The sequence below is a fragment of the Pedobacter cryoconitis genome, from assembly GCF_014200595.1.
Taxonomy (GTDB): domain Bacteria; phylum Bacteroidota; class Bacteroidia; order Sphingobacteriales; family Sphingobacteriaceae; genus Pedobacter; species Pedobacter cryoconitis_C.
Genome location: NZ_JACHCG010000009.1, coordinates 1 through 17,316 on the forward strand (window position 1 = coordinate 1; position 17,316 = coordinate 17,316).

9 protein-coding genes are annotated in these 17,316 nt (G+C 39.6%); all 9 read left to right on the forward strand.

Annotated features, from left to right (window positions below):
- Positions 1-416: 416 nt before the first annotated feature.
- The 9 genes from HDE70_RS26920 to HDE70_RS26960 all read left to right on the forward strand — a co-directional run bounded on the left by HDE70_RS26920 (position 417) and on the right by HDE70_RS26960 (position 17,244).
- Positions 417-1,355, forward strand: a complete 939-nt coding sequence (locus HDE70_RS26920) for a rhodanese-related sulfurtransferase (RefSeq protein ID WP_183892384.1) — start codon at positions 417-419, stop codon at positions 1,353-1,355.
- Between the two features lie 154 nt (positions 1,356-1,509).
- Positions 1,510-2,109, forward strand: a complete 600-nt coding sequence (locus HDE70_RS26925; protein WP_221270770.1) for an RNA polymerase sigma factor — start codon at positions 1,510-1,512, stop codon at positions 2,107-2,109.
- A gap of 95 nt (positions 2,110-2,204) precedes the next feature.
- The gene (locus HDE70_RS26930; protein WP_183892385.1) at positions 2,205-3,176 is read left to right on the forward strand and encodes a FecR family protein; all 972 of its coding nucleotides are present in this window, start codon (positions 2,205-2,207) and stop codon (positions 3,174-3,176) included.
- 234 nt (positions 3,177-3,410) lie between these two features.
- Positions 3,411-6,818: a SusC/RagA family TonB-linked outer membrane protein gene (locus HDE70_RS26935; RefSeq protein ID WP_183892386.1), complete on the forward strand. Its 3,408-nt coding sequence runs from the start codon at positions 3,411-3,413 to the stop codon at positions 6,816-6,818.
- A 3-nt stretch (positions 6,819-6,821) separates the two neighbouring features.
- The gene (locus HDE70_RS26940) at positions 6,822-8,333 is read left to right on the forward strand and encodes a SusD/RagB family nutrient-binding outer membrane lipoprotein (protein WP_183892387.1); all 1,512 of its coding nucleotides are present in this window, start codon (positions 6,822-6,824) and stop codon (positions 8,331-8,333) included.
- Positions 8,334-8,363: 30 nt separating this feature from the next.
- On the forward strand, positions 8,364-9,317 hold the full coding sequence (locus HDE70_RS26945) for a DUF1735 domain-containing protein (protein ID WP_183870048.1): 954 nt from the start codon (positions 8,364-8,366) through the stop codon (positions 9,315-9,317).
- Between the two features lie 214 nt (positions 9,318-9,531).
- Entirely contained in the window at positions 9,532-12,435 is a 2,904-nt protein-coding gene (locus HDE70_RS26950) for a triple tyrosine motif-containing protein (RefSeq protein WP_183892388.1), read from the forward strand.
- Between the two features lie 241 nt (positions 12,436-12,676).
- Positions 12,677-15,736 (forward strand): SusC/RagA family TonB-linked outer membrane protein, encoded by a 3,060-nt coding sequence (locus HDE70_RS26955; RefSeq protein ID WP_183892389.1) that lies wholly within the window; start codon positions 12,677-12,679, stop codon positions 15,734-15,736.
- Between the two features lie 11 nt (positions 15,737-15,747).
- On the forward strand, positions 15,748-17,244 hold the full coding sequence (locus HDE70_RS26960) for a RagB/SusD family nutrient uptake outer membrane protein (protein WP_183870051.1): 1,497 nt from the start codon (positions 15,748-15,750) through the stop codon (positions 17,242-17,244).
- Positions 17,245-17,316 lie beyond the last annotated feature (72 nt).

Here is a 17,316-nt window from a genome sequence, read left to right on the forward strand (position 1 = left end):
TGACCACAGTCATTCTAACCTCATTCCAAGGTCGTCTCAATGTCGTTCTAATACACTACAGTGGCACTTCTCTACTATAATTGTACTGGATTCGCCTGACCCGAACCGTTATTTTACTGCTTTTACTTTACTTCATCCCCTGTTAGCGAACTAATTTAACCTGCGCATGCCTCACCATGAACCTAAACCATCTTCTCCGTAACCACATCTACCCTGCATCAGGGGTCGTTCAAGCCTATCCTAAACTACTGTTACCGAACATCAATTCCCCCTGCCTCTCCCCTTTCCACTAACACTACTTATATATATACTCACCAAGCCCCCCTAACCATATTCTAAATCAATTTTCAAAGTATTTAGATTTTATTCTTAAATTTGCAGTTGTTAAACGCCGTTTGCAGCGGTATCAATTTTTTATGGAAAAATTCAATACAATACTATACTACTGCTATAGTCCTATAGCAGATGCAGAACAATTTGCTGCCGATCACCTTAAATTTTGTAAATCATTAAGTCTTGTCGGGCGGATTATCGTTGCTGACGAAGGTTTAAACGGAACAGTTTCAGGTACAGAAGCTGCTTGTAAAACCTATATGGAAACCGTTCATGCAGATGAGCGCTTTGCAAAGACAGAATTTAAGATCGATGAAGTTCCAGAACCTTCTTTCATTAAAATGCATTGCCGTTATAAATCTGAGATCGTACACTCCGGTTTAAGAGACACAAGTATTATCAACCCTAATGAGCAGACGGGGAAACACCTTGAACCCGCAGCATTTAAAGAAATGATTGATCAGGAAGATGTAATCATCCTGGATGTACGTTCAAATTACGAACACAGCCTTGGCAGATTCAAAAATGCTATTACACTTGATATAGATAACTTCAGAGAGTTTCCGGAAAAAATAAACGAACTGGCACAGTACAAAGACAAAAAAGTCCTTACCTATTGTACAGGAGGAATTAAATGTGAAAAGGCCTCTGCCCTTTTGCTTCACCACGGCTTTAATGACGTTTATCAATTACACGGTGGTATTATCAAATATGGTAAAGAAGCAGGTGGAGAAGACTTCGAAGGAAAATGTTATGTATTTGATAATCGCATAGCAGTAGATGTAAACTCAGTAAACCCTACTATAGTATCAAAATGCTATAACTGCGGAACAACTACTGCAAAAATGATCAACTGTGCTAATCCGGAATGTAATGAGCATATTACCCAGTGTGATGAATGCGGTACAAAGTTAGAAGGATGCTGCTCTGCTGCCTGTGTAACTAATCCACGCCGTCGTCCTTATGACGGAACAGGATACTATGTAAAAGTTCCTCAGCAAGTAAACGTTGCTGTAAAATAAAATCATATCCTATTTTAATCTGACTGCTTATCATTCGAAATTTTAATCAGTCAGATTAACCATACCCCATTTTATAACCATAAATATTTTATTAGATTTGATTACGGGAGCCTGCTTAAATTTCGGGCAGATTATAAATCCTGGCTATATAACATTGTCAAATCATATACAAAACGATCAGGGGATACTTTTACAGCAACTCATTGCTGGAGACGAAAGTGGTTTTGCCGGCTTATACGACCTGTATAACCGCCCTATATATAACTTTATCATTAAATTTGTACACTCTGTCCCCCTGGCAGAAGACCTTACACAAGAAGTTTTCATTAAAATATGGGAAAACAGGCTTTACCTTCAGGGGGTAAAATCATTCAAAGCTTATCTTTATACCGTTGCCCGTAACCATACATTGAATAGCCTTAAAGTTGTTTTCCGTTCGGAAGCAGCTATTGGAGAAGTTATCAATAGTTTCATTGACACCAGAAGTGAAGTAGAAGAAGATATTTTACACAAAGAATATCTTGAATTTTTAAGGAAAACAATGGATTCACTTCCAGAACGTACCCGTCAGATCTTCAAACTTTGCCGTGAACAGGAAAAAACTTATGATGAAGTTGCTAAATCTCTAAACATTTCCAGGAATGCTGTAAAAAATCACATGGTTCAATCGATGAAACTGTTAAGTTCTTCTATCAAAAAAGAATTCGGGATCTCTTTAACCCTGTTCATGATCATTTTAGATGGCATTCGATAGTAAAAGCATTTAGCATCGCATAAAAACTCTTTTTTTTAAAATTTTAGCTACCCTACTCCTTCTTTTTATTGTCTTAGTAATAAGAGTCAGTAAATATGAATGAAGACTACCTCAGAAAATTAGTTAAAAGATATCTTGATAAAAAATCAACAGACGAGGAGCTGGAGGTTTTCGTATACCTGATGAAACAGGGCAAACTTGATCCTTATATCAAAGAGGCCATGGATACTACCATTCAACAGGTCACTGCCGAAGATATTCTTCATCCGGACACGACTATCAAAAGAAAAAACTATTTCATCCCCTATTTAAGGATCGCAGCCAGTATTTTACTGGTTTCAGGCTTACTGACCGTCATTTACTTTTATAAAAATAAACAAACCGCAATCAACATCGTCAGTATCAAAAATCATACTGGCATAATTTTCAAACAAGTTTTACCTGATGGATCTCAAGTATGGCTAAATCCAAATGCCAGCTTAAGTTTTCCTTCAAAGTTTGGTCAGCTCCGTGAAGTAACCATGCAGGGAGAAGCATTTTTTAATGTGACCAAAGACCATAAACACCCCTTCCAGATCACCAGTGGTAAGGTATTAACCAAAGTTTGGGGAACAAGTTTCCGTATCCGGTCTATCCCTGGTGAAAATAACACTAAAGTAACCGTACTCACCGGCAAAGTATCTGTTAGTATTCCAGCACAAATTTCAACTATGCCGGAAGTAACTTCGGCCGCACCAAAGAAAACTGAAGAGCTCCTGCTGCTTCCGCAGCAGGAAGCTACTTATCAAAAGGTAGCGCATCATTTATTAAAGACACCAGTATCTGCTGATTTAACCATGTGGCACAACGTCAGCCTGTCTTTCGAGAATGAAACGATTGAAAACGTAACCCGTATTTTAAGCAAGCACTATCACCTGCAAATACAAGCAGAGGGCACACAACTCAACCAATATCGATTAACCGCCGATTTTACAGATAAAAATCTTGCAGACATTCTATTCCTCATTTGCAGATCAGTACACACGACTTATGTGAGGGATGAGCATAAAATTACCTTAAAAAACTAAACTCAACCACAACCTAACCAAAAACCAGAACCACTATGCAGAAATAAAAGCCCCATAAATTTTCAGAAAAAAAGGAACAGAAGTGTTCATACCACTCCTGTCCATAATAACAATTCCCTGATTGATAGAACGTCTCACCCGCTCTAAAGGGGAATTATTTGTCTCATTTGTTCAAAAGAAACAATCTAATTTATGAATTTAATTTTACAAGACCGTATTGGCTTATTTAAAATTATGAAAGTCACCTTGAGTCAACTAGCCATTGTACTTGCTCTTTCAGGCGCTTCTTACGCCGAAAACAGCAAAGCTCAGGATGTTGTATTAGACCGGTCCATCAATATTTCTGTAAAAAACAGAAGCCTGGAAACCGTGTTAAAGAAAGTAACTTCAATTACTTCAGTCAAATTTATTTACAGTAAGGACTTTGTCAATACCGACGCCGTAGTCTCCGTTGACGCGAAAAATAAGCCGCTGAGAAATATACTGAATGACTTACTAACCAAATACAACATTCGTTATGAGATCATTAATGGGGATATTTTACTGGAAGTACAACCAGCTCAATCCTCATCTTCCGAAAAACAGGGCGATTCCAACCAGCAACTGATCACTGGAACAGTAACCAGCAATACTGGAGAATCTTTACCCGGAGTAAGCGTATTTATTAAAGGAACCAAACAAGGAACCAATACCGATGGTTCAGGAAAGTACGTCATTAAAGTACCTGATGCTAACACTATCCTGGTTTTTGACTACATGGGCTATGTTCATAAAGAAGTCCCTGTTTCAGGAAAATCAGTTGTCAATGTCGTCTTAACTGAAGACGCTCACCAGCTGGGAGAAGTTGTAGTTACTGCTTTAGGGATTAAACGTTCTGCTAAAGAACTCGGTTATGCGACACAACAAGTCAATGCAAAGGATCTTACCCAAAGCAGACCTACAAATCTTGCAGCCGGATTATCAGGAAAAGTAGCAGGACTACAAATTGTACAGACCAATAATCAGATCGATGCCGGAGACCAGATCAGAGTTGTGCTCAGAGGAAACAGATCTTTCCAGGGCAGCAACCAGGCTTTATTGGTATTGGACGGTGTAGTAGTTCCGTTAAGTTATCTGAACTCTATCAATCCAAATGATGTTGACAATGTAAACATCCTTAAGGGAGCGAATGCAGCAGCCTTATATGGCTCTGAGGCTTCCAATGGGGTAATGATTGTCAGCACGAAACATGGTGTTAAAGATCAGACGCAGATTACCTATACCAATACAACACAATTAAACCAACTGGCCTATTTCCCAAAAATGCAAACACAGTTTGGTGGTGGATCAGGACAGGATGTTTACGGATTTCCTCAGTATACCCCTATTGAAAACCAGAATTTCGGAGATCGCTTTGATGGCAGTTCACGTCCAATAGGACGCACATTACCAGATGGCTCTATACAGATGGTTCCTTATGCTAACTTATCTGACGAAAAGAAAAAGTTCTTTCAAACAGGAATTGATGAGCAAAATGACCTGAGTTATAGTACTGGAAATGATAAAGGCTCAACCTATATCAATGTACAGCGTGTAAACAGCAAAGGTTATGTACCCGGTGATTTTGCGAACCGTACTGCTGCAAGGTTCAATGGAACACGTATTTACAACAAATTAAAAATAGACTATACGTTAAACTATACACAAAAGAATTATGATAAGTCTTATTCACAGATTTATAATAATATTATCAATACACCAGCAAATATCCCGCTTACTCAATATAAAGATATCAACTCTGTCTACGGGAGTTTAGACAATTACTTTAATGATTATGGATTGAATCCGTATTTCTATCTGCAACAACAACGCAACAATGAACGCAGGGATGATTTATTAGGTAATCTGTCTTTATCTTATGATGTGGCCCCATGGCTGAATTTAACTGCCAGAGCTGGAATAACGACTTATACTAAAAACGGTAAGTTCATTAAAAAAGCAGTAAATTATTCTGATTTTGCACATGACAGTGGTAAGTCAATTGCAAACCCTCAGAGCTCTCCTGCTACAGAATCTGATTATTCGAATTTTAACAGCCGTATGGAAGGCAACTTCATGGCCACTTTCAAAAAGAAAGTTTCAGATTTCAATTTCACCTTAATTGCAGGTACACAAACCATTCAAAAATCTATACGTGACCTATCAGCCGGAACAGACTTTTTAGTTATTCCTGATTTTTATAACGTAGGTTACCGTGCAGGTGATGCCAATGTTGGAGAAACAAGCAGAAAAGACAGACAGCTTGCTGCTTTCGGAGATTTAACTGTAGGGTATAAAGACTATTTATTCCTGCATGCTTCGGGCCGTAACGATTGGGATTCAAGACTGGCGCCAGAAAACCGTTCTTTCTTTTATCCTTCGGCAGATCTTTCCTTCGTCTTTACAGATGCCTTCAAATCACTTAAAGAAAGTAAGATCCTTTCATATGGTAAAATCCGCGGAGGTATAGCAAAAGTTTATGCGGTACAATTCGATCCGTATTCTCTGGAAGCTACGTTTGATGTCGGTTCTGGATTTCCTTATGGAAGTACTGCGGGTTACAGTGTAGGTGGTACAGTTTACGCACCCGATTTAAAACCAGAACAAACGGTATCTACAGAGATTGGTCTGGAATTAGGTTTCTTCAACAACAGGATCACGATGGAAACCTCTGCCTATTGGGAAACAACCAAAGATCAGGAAATCCTGAAAGGGATCAACATTTCGAGTGCAACAGGTTTTACCAATGCAATTATTAACACGGGATCAGGAAAAAACAAAGGAGTAGAGCTCTCTCTGAAAGGTTCACCATTTGTAAGCCAGAACGGACGTGGAGTAACCTGGAACCTTGGCGTAAACTACTCTTACAATACCAACAAAGCAGTTGAGCTTTACCAGGGATTACCAAATCTGAGCATTGGCAACAATAACTATATTGTTAAAGATCAGCCCTACCCTGTTTTAATGGGAAATGGTTTTGCAACAGATCCACAAGGCAGAACTATTGTAGATCCGGGAACTGGTTTTCCAAAGTTAAGCCAGACCAATATTCTTTTTGGACAAACTACCCCTAAAAATATCCTTGGTATCAGCTCCAGCTTAAGTTATCATAATTTCACACTATCAGGAACAGCCGAATACCGAAGTGGAAGTGTAGTGTATAGCGGTGCAGGTAGTACAATGGATTTCTCAGGGATCAGTTATGGTTCTGCCACTAACGGACGCGAACGTTTTGTATATCCTAATTCAGTGATCGAAACTTCTCCGGGCGTTTTCGTTCCCAATACAAATATCACTACCAGAACTGGTGGAATTGATTACTGGGCCGGTTCAACTACACGTTACGGGGTAATGCAAAATTATGTGACCAGCGCAGCTTTCTGGAAAATCCGTGAGCTATCTATAGGTTATGAGATCCCTGCAAAATTACTGGAACGTACTCATTTTATTAAAAGAGCAAATTTCGCTTTAGTAGGCAGAAATCTATTTATGTTCAGACCAAAAAGTAACATGTACAGTGATCCGGAATACAATGCAACCACTGATAATGCACAAGGCTCAAACGACCTGAATCAAACTCCGCCAACACGTATTTACGGCTTTACCGCTACTATAACTCTTTAAACTATGCAAAAGCTTAAAAATAAAACAGCCTTAATTGGCATCGCAGCCTTGCTTCTTTTGGGAGCTTGCAAAAAAAGTTACCTTGATATTAACACCAATGTGAATAAACCGACGGATGTAACTCCGGGCCTGGTTTTAACCAATGCCTTAAATTCAACAGCAAAGAATACAACCGGATCTATTAATTTTTACCAGTTCGCTTCTGCATGGATTGGTTATTGGAATTATAGTGGTGCAGTATCTGCTTTTGCTGAAGAACGCAGTTATCAATTTACCACCAACTACGGCGTGCTTACAAGTATCTGGGCTAACTTATATCACAACCTGGAAGATTATGATTATGTAGAGAAAAAGGGTATTGCGATTAACAATCCATTCTATGTGGCGGTAGCAAAAACAATGAAAGCCTACGATTTTCAAAATTTAGTAGATGTGTATGGTAATATCCCTTATAGCCAGGCATTGAAATCGACAGCAGTGATCAGACCAGGTTATGATAAAGCACAGGATATCTATGAAGACCTGGCTAAACAACTGGATACTGCGGCCAATATGTTTAAAGCAAATGCAGGAAAGGTTTCTTCCGCAGACGGCGCTTTTGATATTATGTATAAAGGAGACGCTGGCAAGTGGGGGAAATTTGCAAACACCTTGAAATTACGTCTATTGGTACGCCAATCTGAAATCCCGGGCAGAGAAACTTACATCCGCGCAGAAATCGCGAAGATCAATGCCAATGGTTTAGGTTATATCGGAGTTGGGGAAACAGGTTCAGTGAATCCAGGATACAATAACTCGGCAGGAAAACAAAATCCTTTCTGGGCAACCTTTGGTTATTCACCATTGGGCAAAACTGCGCCTACTGATAACCACCGTTATTATATTGCCAGTGAATATGCCATTAACTTTTACCAGAATAACAATGACCCAAGACTTGGTAAGTTGTATACCACGATTAATGACGGTAAAGGTACTACGTATTCAGGCAGCCCATTTGGCCCTACGGCTAATTCAGGTGACAACCCTGAGTTTAAATCAGCTATTGGAACAGGTTTACTAAAAGGTGCAGATATGGGACAGCCTTTACTCACTGACGTCGAATCTTTTTTCATACAGGCAGAAGCCGCACAACGTACCTATATCAATGGCAATACCCGCGCTTTATATGAGTCCGCTGTTCAGCAGTCTTTTGCTTATCTGGGTGCTGACAATGTAGCTGCTTACCTGAAAAGTGATGTAGCGAACTGGGATGTTGCAGCAGATAAACTGAAACTCATCATGACCCAGAAATGGGCAGGAATGAATGGGTTAAATGACATGGAAAGCTGGGCTGATTACCGCAGGCTGAATATTCCTGCTGACATTCCTATTTCAAATAATCCGGCAGCATCTGTTCGTAAAGTTCCTGTACGTTTATTATATCCGCAAAGCGAGTATAATTATAACCCTGATAATGTGTTAAGCCAGGGAACGATCAGCCAGTTTACTTCCAGAATATTCTGGGACATTAATTAACAGGGCATTTAATTTTATTTATAAAACAAGATGAACAAAATATCACGCTATACCTTTCTGATTGGAGCTGTAATCATCAGTTCTTTTTCTGCCTGCCTGAAAGATACCTCGCAGCCGGATTTCTCTAAAAACAGCCCGATTATTGAATTACCAATTGGATCTTCTAATGCAAATGGTGCCGGGAATACCATTGACGCTGCATTTACGCAGGATGAAGTGCCTTCGGATTACTTTGTCTATGTAAACTATGCAGCTCCTGATGCAAACCCGCAGGACGTAACTGTAACACTCAATGTAGATGGTGCAGCTGTGGATAAATATAATAAGGCAAATGACAAAAACTATACAGCACTACCTGCTGCCGGTTATACTTTAGCTTCTAATAAAGTTGTGATTCCCGCCGGACAGCGTAAAGTTCAGTTTCCAATCAAGATCAATACACAGAATTTAGATCCGACTGTGACTTATGCCTTGCCAATTACCATTACAGATGGTGGCGGTTTTACGGTAAGTGGTAATTTCGGCACCTTAATTACCGTGATTAAACTAAAAAACAAATGGGATGGTGTTTATACAGTTACCGGAACAATGAATGATACTGCTAATCCATTACTTACAGGCTCTTATCCCAGAACGTTTCAACTGATTACTCAGGGCCCATATACGGTAGCAATCTATGATCCGGGTAACAATGCATTTGCACATGCGATTTTAAACAATGGTGGTAATAGTACTTATGGTAGCTTCAGTCCGATATTCACGATTGACCCGGCTACCAATACGATCACCAGCGCCGTAAACTATTACGGACAGCCTGCATCAAACGGGCGTTCAGCTAAATTAGATCCAGCTGGCGATAATAAGTTCGTGATGTCTGCCAATGGCAAAGTCCCCGTGAGTTTGAAAACCAAGTATATTATGGTACAGGACGGAACTAACCGGACTTTCTTTGATGAAAGCTGGACTTTCAAATCTGCCAGATAAAGCGATCAGTATAAAAAAGGGTGGACACCCTTTCTTCGGAAAGCGCCGGTTTAAATTTAAGCCGGCGCTTTCGTTTATAGATAAATATGCCTTAATGCAGTGTAAACGCGGGCCGGAAAGGAAAATCAAAGGGCATGTGTTCGATTTTATAAAGGGAAACTAATTTTTAATGTATAATTTGCGGCTTCTAAGTAATTGAGCATCCATTTTATAAATGAAAATCCGTTATCTCCTGAATTCTCTGCTGTTCCTGTGTTTTATTGTAACAGGTACGCCGCTAAAGGCAACACAAATCAAAAGTATTGGTGTCCCTTACGTTCAGAATTTCCCGAAATCAGTATATCTTTCTGGAAATCAGAACTGGGCTATCGCTAAAGATGCCCAGGGAATTATGTATTTTGGTAATACGCAAGGCCTGCTCACCTACGATGGCAGATACTGGCAGCAATACCAGTTACCTAACCGTCAGATTGTACGTTCGGTCGCTACCGATTCCAAAGGAAAAATTTATACGGGTGGCTTTGGTGAATTTGGTTACTGGTCTGCACAACATAAAAAACTGACTTATACTTCACTGGTGAAGTTGATTCCTAAAACGGGCCAGCTTTCTGATGAAATCTGGAAAATCATTGTAGATGGCAAAAGAATCATCTTCCAGTCATTCACTACGATTTATATTTATGAAAATGACAAAATAACCCAAATTAAAGGTCAGGGGTCATTCCTGTTTATGCACCATGTAGGCAGCAGGTTTTTAATTGAAATCTTAGACAAAGGGATATTCGAATTGAAAGGGAATATCCTGACACCACTTCCGCATACCGATCTGACCAGCCCTAAAAACATCATGACGATACTTCCTTATAAAAATGGGAGTATGTTGATTGGTACCAGTAAAGATGGCTTGTTCATTTATAATGGATCGGCTTTCACTCCTTTTAATATTCCGGCCAATGATTTCCTTAAAACATTTCAGCTGAATAACGGCAGCAGGATCAACAATCAGTATTATGCTTTTGGTACAATCCTGAACGGGATCATTCTGATTGATCAGGAAGGAAATATTGTACAGCAGATCAACAAGTCAAGAGGTTTACAAAACAATACGGTATTAAGTGTATTTACGGATAATGAACAGAATCTCTGGGCAGGACTGGACAATGGAATTGACAGGGTTGAACTGAATTCTCCGCTTTACTTTTATCTGGACAAGGCCGGACAGTTCGGAACAGTTTATTCCAGTTTGATTTACAATAACAATATTTATCTCGGTACCAATCAGGGATTATTTTATAGTCCTTGGGTTCCCGGCAACGGCAAAAGCTACAATACTTTTGATTTCAGACTGGTTCCGAATTCACAAGGGCAGGTTTGGGACCTGAGTGTAGTGGATGGTCAGCTGATTATGGGGCATAATGTGGGCAGTTTTAAAGTAAATGGCAACCAGCTCGAAAAGATTTCCAGCAATAGTGGAGGCTGGACTATTAAAAAGTTAAATAGTAATCCCAATTACCTGATCCAGGGAACCTATAATGGCCTTGTCTTATATCAGAAAGACGCGAACGGGCAATGGAAGTATTTTACAAAAATCCAGAATTTTGAGGAGCCTTCCCGTTATGTGGAACAAGATTCAAGGGGAGATATCTGGGTAAGCCATGCTTATAAGGGATTATACAAGCTTACTTTAAGCCCTGATTTTAAAAGGGTGATCAAAACCCACTATTATGACGAACGTAATGGCCTGCCGGGCAATTACAATATCAATCTGTTTACGCTGGAGAATAAACTGGTCTTCTCTTCTGATGCTGGTTTTATGCTTTATGACGAAATCAGCAATCGCTTTACCCCTTATAAGGAATTAAACAAAGGGCTGGGAAGTTTTGCCAATTCAAATAAGATTATCAATGCCGGTGTCAAGAAATACTGGTTTATCAATCATGGAAAAACTGCCATGGTCGATTTCAGTGAACCGGGCAAGTTGAACATCGATTCTAACAGGCTGAGTTTACTGGATGGCAGAATGGTCCAGTATTATGAAAACATCAGCCCGATCAGTAATACAATGCATTTGGTGAGTGTGGATGATGGCTTTGTGATCTATGATGCGATAGCAGGTAATGACCATGGAAAGAAACCAGTTTTACCGGCAGTACTGATCAGAAAAGTAGAAGATGTAACTGATGCTTATAAAACAATCAGTGAGAATGGAAATAGCGGTTCGGAGGTGGAAATCCCTTTCAACAGGAATAATATCAGGATTTCCTATTCGCTTCCTTATTACAGACAGGCAAAAATCAAATTCCAGTATTATCTGGAAGGTTATTCTAACCAGTGGTCTGAGTGGAGCCCTTCGTCTGCGAAAGACTTTACAAACCTGGGTAAAGGAAGTTACAGGTTCCTGGTTCGTGCTAAAATCAATGATGAGCTGGTGAGTAAGGTCAGCGTGTTTGAGTTTACGGTCCTCCCTCCTTTTTATGCGAGCAACTGGGCTTTCGCACTCTATGTATTGTTGATTATTTTACTGTTTGTACTGGCTAAGAAACAATATCAGCTGAAGCTGCGCAAAGATCACGATGAGATCCTGGCTAAAGTGGAATTGGAAAAAGAAATCTTTCTTAAAAAAGAGGCAGAAGAAAGAGAGAAACAACTCAGCGTTATTCAAACTGAAAGACTGCAAACAGAACTGAAAAGTAAAAACCGTGAATTGGCAAATTCGGCCATGAGCCTGGTCTATAAAAACGAGTTATTGCAAAAGCTGAGCCAGGAGATGATCAAGCTGAAAGACGAGAAAGGTAAGGCACTTGCGGACGACCAGTTCAGAAAAATCCAGAAGGTTATTGATGAAGGAATGAATGATGAAAGGGACTGGAATTTATTCGAGACCAGCTTCAATGAAGCGCATGGAAGTTTCTTCAAAAAGCTGAAAGCAAGTCACCCGGATCTGGTTCCGAACGACCTTAAATTATGTGCCTATCTGCACATGAATATGAGCAGTAAAGAAATGGCTTCTTTATTGAACATTTCGTTAAGAGGGGTTGAAATCCGGAGATACAGGCTGCGCAAGAAGCTGAATATACCACACGACAAGAACCTTGCAGAGTTCTTTATGGAGCTTTAGCACTACATCATTACTACACAAAGCCTCAAAAACGTTTTAAATACATCAATTCTTCTTTTCCACACATCTGGCCTGGTATCCTATCTTAAAGGGCATTTCAGCAGCATTTCTATAGCCTAAATACTTATTGTGTTTTTTACACCAAGGTATCGTGATGTATTAATGTAGAGGTACTTTCTTTGTTTATGACCCAAATCCACCAGAGATTTAACAAACTATTAACACAAAACCAATAATCAGTATGAAACGAATCTTTACAAAATTTTCTGTTTTAACTTTTCTATGTTTGCTTTTTATTAACGCAGCATCTGCCCAAAACATTACTGTTAAGGGTACCATCACAGATGGTCAGGATAAGACAACTATCCCGGCAGTGAGCGTCGTTGTAAAAGGGACAACCTTAGGAACACAAACAGATGCTAATGGTAAGTATGCCATCAGCGTTCCGGCTAACGGAACTTTAGTATTTACCTATATCGGATACAATACACAGGAGGTTCCTGTAAACAATCAAACAACTGTTAACGTATCCTTAGCTTCCAGCTCTCAGCAATTAGAGCAGGTAGTGGTAGTAGGTTATGGTACGCAGCGTAAAGTTGACGTCACAGGATCTGTAGCCAGCCTTAAAGGAACTGAGATCTCTAAGCAGGCTTCTACCAACCCGGTGAGTGCATTGCAAGGTAAGATTGCAGGTGTGGCGATCACCAATTCAGGTACGCCAGGCTCTGCGCCTCAGATCCGCATCAGGGGTTTAGGTACGATCTTCGGTAACCAGGCTCCTTTATATGTTGTAGACGGAGTATGGTACAGCGATATTAATTTCCTGAATCCAGGTGACATCGAAAACATGAGTGTTTTAAAAGATGCATCTGCTCAATCTATCTACGGTATCCGTGCAGCGAATGGTGTAGTATTAATTACAACCAAGAAAGGAAAGTTAGGTTCAGCAACTACGATTAACTATGATGCTTACGCAGGCTTCCAGTCGGTAACGAATAAAGTTAAAATGGCTGATGCTTCTGAATATGCAACGTTAATAAACGAGTTGTATACTTATAACGGTCAGGATCCATTATTTAAGGATACAAACCTGGGTGCTGGTACAGATTGGTACAAACAAATTCTACAGGATGCTTTTGTGATGAACCACAATATCTCTATTGCTGGTGGTACAGAAAAATCTACTTACAATGTTTCCCTGGGTTACTTAGATCAGGATGGTATTGTAAAAACAAATAACTATAAAAGATATACTGCAAGAGTATCGAATGATATCCAGGTTTTCAAAGATTTGAAAATTGGTTATAACGTAACTGGCGTTGCAAGTAAATCAAAAGATATCCCTCAAACTATCTTCCACCAGATGTATTCTGCATCGCCAACAGTACCTGTATTTAATGCAGATGGAACTTATGGTGATCCGAAAGTACAAAACTTAGGAGATGGTGCTAATTTCAATCCTCAGGCTACTCTTGATTACTTCAATCAGCAAACTCAGGACTACAGAGTTACAGGTAATGTATATGCGGAGTTAAAATTCGCAAAACACTTTACTTTCAGAACAAGTGTAGGCGGAGAGTTTGGTCAGACTGAGAACAGAAAATACAATCCTGTTTATTTCGCAACTACAGCACAGAAAAATGACATCAGTCTTTTAGATCTTAAGCGTGTAGAAACCAGAAACTGGATCGTAGAGAACACATTGACTTATCAGAATACTTTTAATGAAGATCATAGTCTGACTGTATTGTTAGGTCAGTCTGCACAAAGCAATAAATCTTATACATTAAATGCTTCTGCACAAAATGTACCTTTTAACAGCGATGCAGATTTATACCTGAGATTAGGTGATGCAGCAACAAGAAATATATTGGATCAGGGATCTCTGATTAAATTTGCCTCTTATTTTGCCAGAGTAAATTACGCGTTCAAAAACAAGTATTTATTAAACGCTTCTATTCGTACTGATGGGGCTTCACAGTTTTTTGGCAGCGAGACCTGGGGTTATTTCCCTTCTGTAGGTGCCGGATGGGTAGTAACGAATGAAGACTTCATGAAAGATCAGACTGTATTCAGCTCTTTAAAAATCAGAGGTAGCTGGGGTAAAGTTGGTAACGCAAGTGTGCCAGTTAACCCAAGTCAGTCTTTAATTGCCCAGACTGCTGATCTGATCGCATTCTATAATAACAATCCAAATACTGGTGCAAGTGGTAATACTCTGGTACCTCCTGTTATTGTTTGGGAAAAAGGAATTGGAAGTAATATTGGTTTCGAAGCTGCTTTCTTGAAAAACAGGTTAACAGTTGAGGGTGATTATTACAGCAGAAAAACTTCAAGAGCTATTTTCGGTTTACCAATTTTAGGGTCATTAGGAACAGTTGACAACCAGATTTTAGGTAACCAGGCTGATATTCAAAACAGAGGTGCTGAGATTTCAGTAGCCTGGAGTGATGTAACAGGTGGTGGTTTAACTTACTCTATTGGTGGTAACATCAGTTACAATCAAAATAAGGTTCTTTCTGTATTATCTGGTAAAACGCCTATCTATGCCGGTAGTACTGGCTTAACGAATGGTTATGTAGCAAACAGAACTATGGAAGGCAGCCCGATCGGAGAATTCTTTGGTTATAAAACTGTAGGTATTTTCCAGAATGCGGCTGATATTGCCAATTCACCAACTCAATCAGGTGCTTTACCTGGTGGATTTAAATATGCTGATACCAATGGTGACGGACAAATCAACTCTCAGGACAGAGTTCCTCTGGGAAATCCTAATCCTAAATATACTTATGGTATCAATACAAGTTTCTCTTACAAAAACTTTGATCTTGCTTTAGATTTTCAAGGTGTGGCAGGTGTTGATGTTTATAACTCTAATCTTGCTTACCGTTTTGGAAATGAGAATTTCACTAAAGATTTCGTAGATAACCGCTGGCATGGTGAAGGTACTTCAAATACCTACCCTTCTGTAAATATTGGTTCGTCAGCGAACTCGGCACCAAACTCTTTCTATGTGAGCAGTGGTTCTTATTTCAGAGTGAGAAATGCACAATTAGGTTATACTTTACCTAAGAGCATCCTGGCTAAATGGAAAATCCAGAAAATCAGATTCTATGCCAATGCACAAAATGCAATCAATTTATTTGGTTACAAAGGATTCAGTCCTGAAGTTGGACCGATCCCTGTTGATAACGCTGCGAAAATTTTAGACAGACCAACCAACTCTTTAAATGCAGGTCTGGACGCTAACGTTTATCCGTTATATGCGACTTACAACTTTGGTGTTAATCTTACTTTTTAATCCGGAACGTCATGAAACAAAATAAAAATATATACACAAAAACGGTTTTGGGTTTAGGCTTAATCGTTTCTATTGCCATAATCCCTGCTTGTAAGAAGAGCTTTTTGAATGTACCTGAGCAAGGACAACAAAATAGCGACGTCTTCTGGAAAACAGCTGAAGATGCTGGAAAAGGTGTTAATGCAATATATGGTAACCTGCGTTCATGGGAAAACACAGCTTTCCCTGCTATTGCAATTGAAAGTATGGGTTCTGATGATGCAGAAAAAGGTAGTACACCTAGTGATGCAAGTTTTTTCCTTGACTTCGATGAGTTCAAGGTAGATCCTGCACAGGGTAATATTGCTGGTTTCTGGAGTGGTCAGTATAGAAATATTAACTACACAAACCAGGTATTGGATAATGTACCTGCAATTGTAATGGATGAGGCTTTAAAAGCAAGATACCTGGCTGAAGCTAAATTTGTAAGAGCTTTCTCTTATTTCAGATTGGTTCGTGCTTTTGGTAATATCCCTTTGCGTTTACATATTCCAACGGACCCTAACAAGGATTATAACTTGCCACAGACTCCGGTTGCACAGGTTTATGCGCAGATTGAAAAAGATTTAACGGAAGCTGAAGCTGTACTTCCAGTTAAATATGGTGATGCAGATTTAGGCAGAGCAACAAAAGGTGCTGCTTTAAGTTTACATGCTAAAGTAGCGATGTACCAAAAGAAATGGGGTGATGTACTGAACTATACCAACCAGGTAATGGGCTTAGGTTATGCATTGTTACCTGATTTTGAACAAAGTTTCAGAATTGCAAATGAGAATAGTTCAGAATCAATATTTGAAATTCAGTGTGCTTTAGTTCCCGGTAATCCGGCAGCATCAAACTCTCAGTATTCTCAGGTACAAGGTGTACGTGGAACGAGTGGTGTAGATGGCGGCGGATGGGGATTCAATGTTCCTACTCCAGATTTAGCTGCTGCTTTTGAACCTGGTGACCCAAGAAGATCGGGTACTATCCTTTTCAGAGGTACAACTACTCCAGAAGGTGATGTGATCCCTAAAGTTGGAGACAATCCAATGTACAACATGAAATCTTACTCTCCTTTCAAATTATTTGTAAGTAATTTCAATGAAGGTGCACAACAAAATGTACGCATGATCCGCTACTCTGATGTTTTATTAATGAACGCAGAGGCAGCAAACGAACTGGGTAATTCTGGTCAGGCTTTATCTTCTTTAGAACAAGTAAGAAGAAGAGCCCGTCAGGGTAATCCTAATATTTTACCAGCAGTAACAACCACAGACCAGACAGCTTTACGCGCAGCGATCTACAAAGAAAGACGTGTAGAGTTAGCGATGGAATTTGACCGTTACTTTGATGTAATCCGTCAGGGAAGAGGAACAGCAGTTTTCGGCCCTAAAGGATGGAAAGCTGGCAAAAACGAAGTCTGGCCAATTCCTCAGACAGAAGTTGACCTCAGCGGTGGGGTGTTAGTTCAAAACCCAGGTTATTAATTCAAATCAAACACATCAATGAGAGGTTGCCAGGCTGAGCCTGGTAACCTCTTTTAACATCGCTCCGACCCT

Bases quoted from the DNA above. Each gene is read 5' to 3' on its own strand.
- HDE70_RS26920 (WP_183892384.1), top strand. From the start codon at position 417: ATGGAAAAATTCAATACAATACTATACTACTGCTATAGTCCTATAGCA.
- HDE70_RS26930 (WP_183892385.1), top strand. From the start codon at position 2,205: ATGAATGAAGACTACCTCAGAAAATTAGTTAAAAGATATCTTGATAAA.
- HDE70_RS26935 (WP_183892386.1), top strand. From the start codon at position 3,411: ATGAAAGTCACCTTGAGTCAACTAGCCATTGTACTTGCTCTTTCAGGC.
- HDE70_RS26940 (WP_183892387.1), top strand. From the start codon at position 6,822: ATGCAAAAGCTTAAAAATAAAACAGCCTTAATTGGCATCGCAGCCTTG.
- HDE70_RS26945 (WP_183870048.1), top strand. From the start codon at position 8,364: ATGAACAAAATATCACGCTATACCTTTCTGATTGGAGCTGTAATCATC.
- HDE70_RS26950 (WP_183892388.1), top strand. From the start codon at position 9,532: ATGAAAATCCGTTATCTCCTGAATTCTCTGCTGTTCCTGTGTTTTATT.
- HDE70_RS26955 (WP_183892389.1), top strand. From the start codon at position 12,677: ATGAAACGAATCTTTACAAAATTTTCTGTTTTAACTTTTCTATGTTTG.
- HDE70_RS26960 (WP_183870051.1), top strand. From the start codon at position 15,748: ATGAAACAAAATAAAAATATATACACAAAAACGGTTTTGGGTTTAGGC.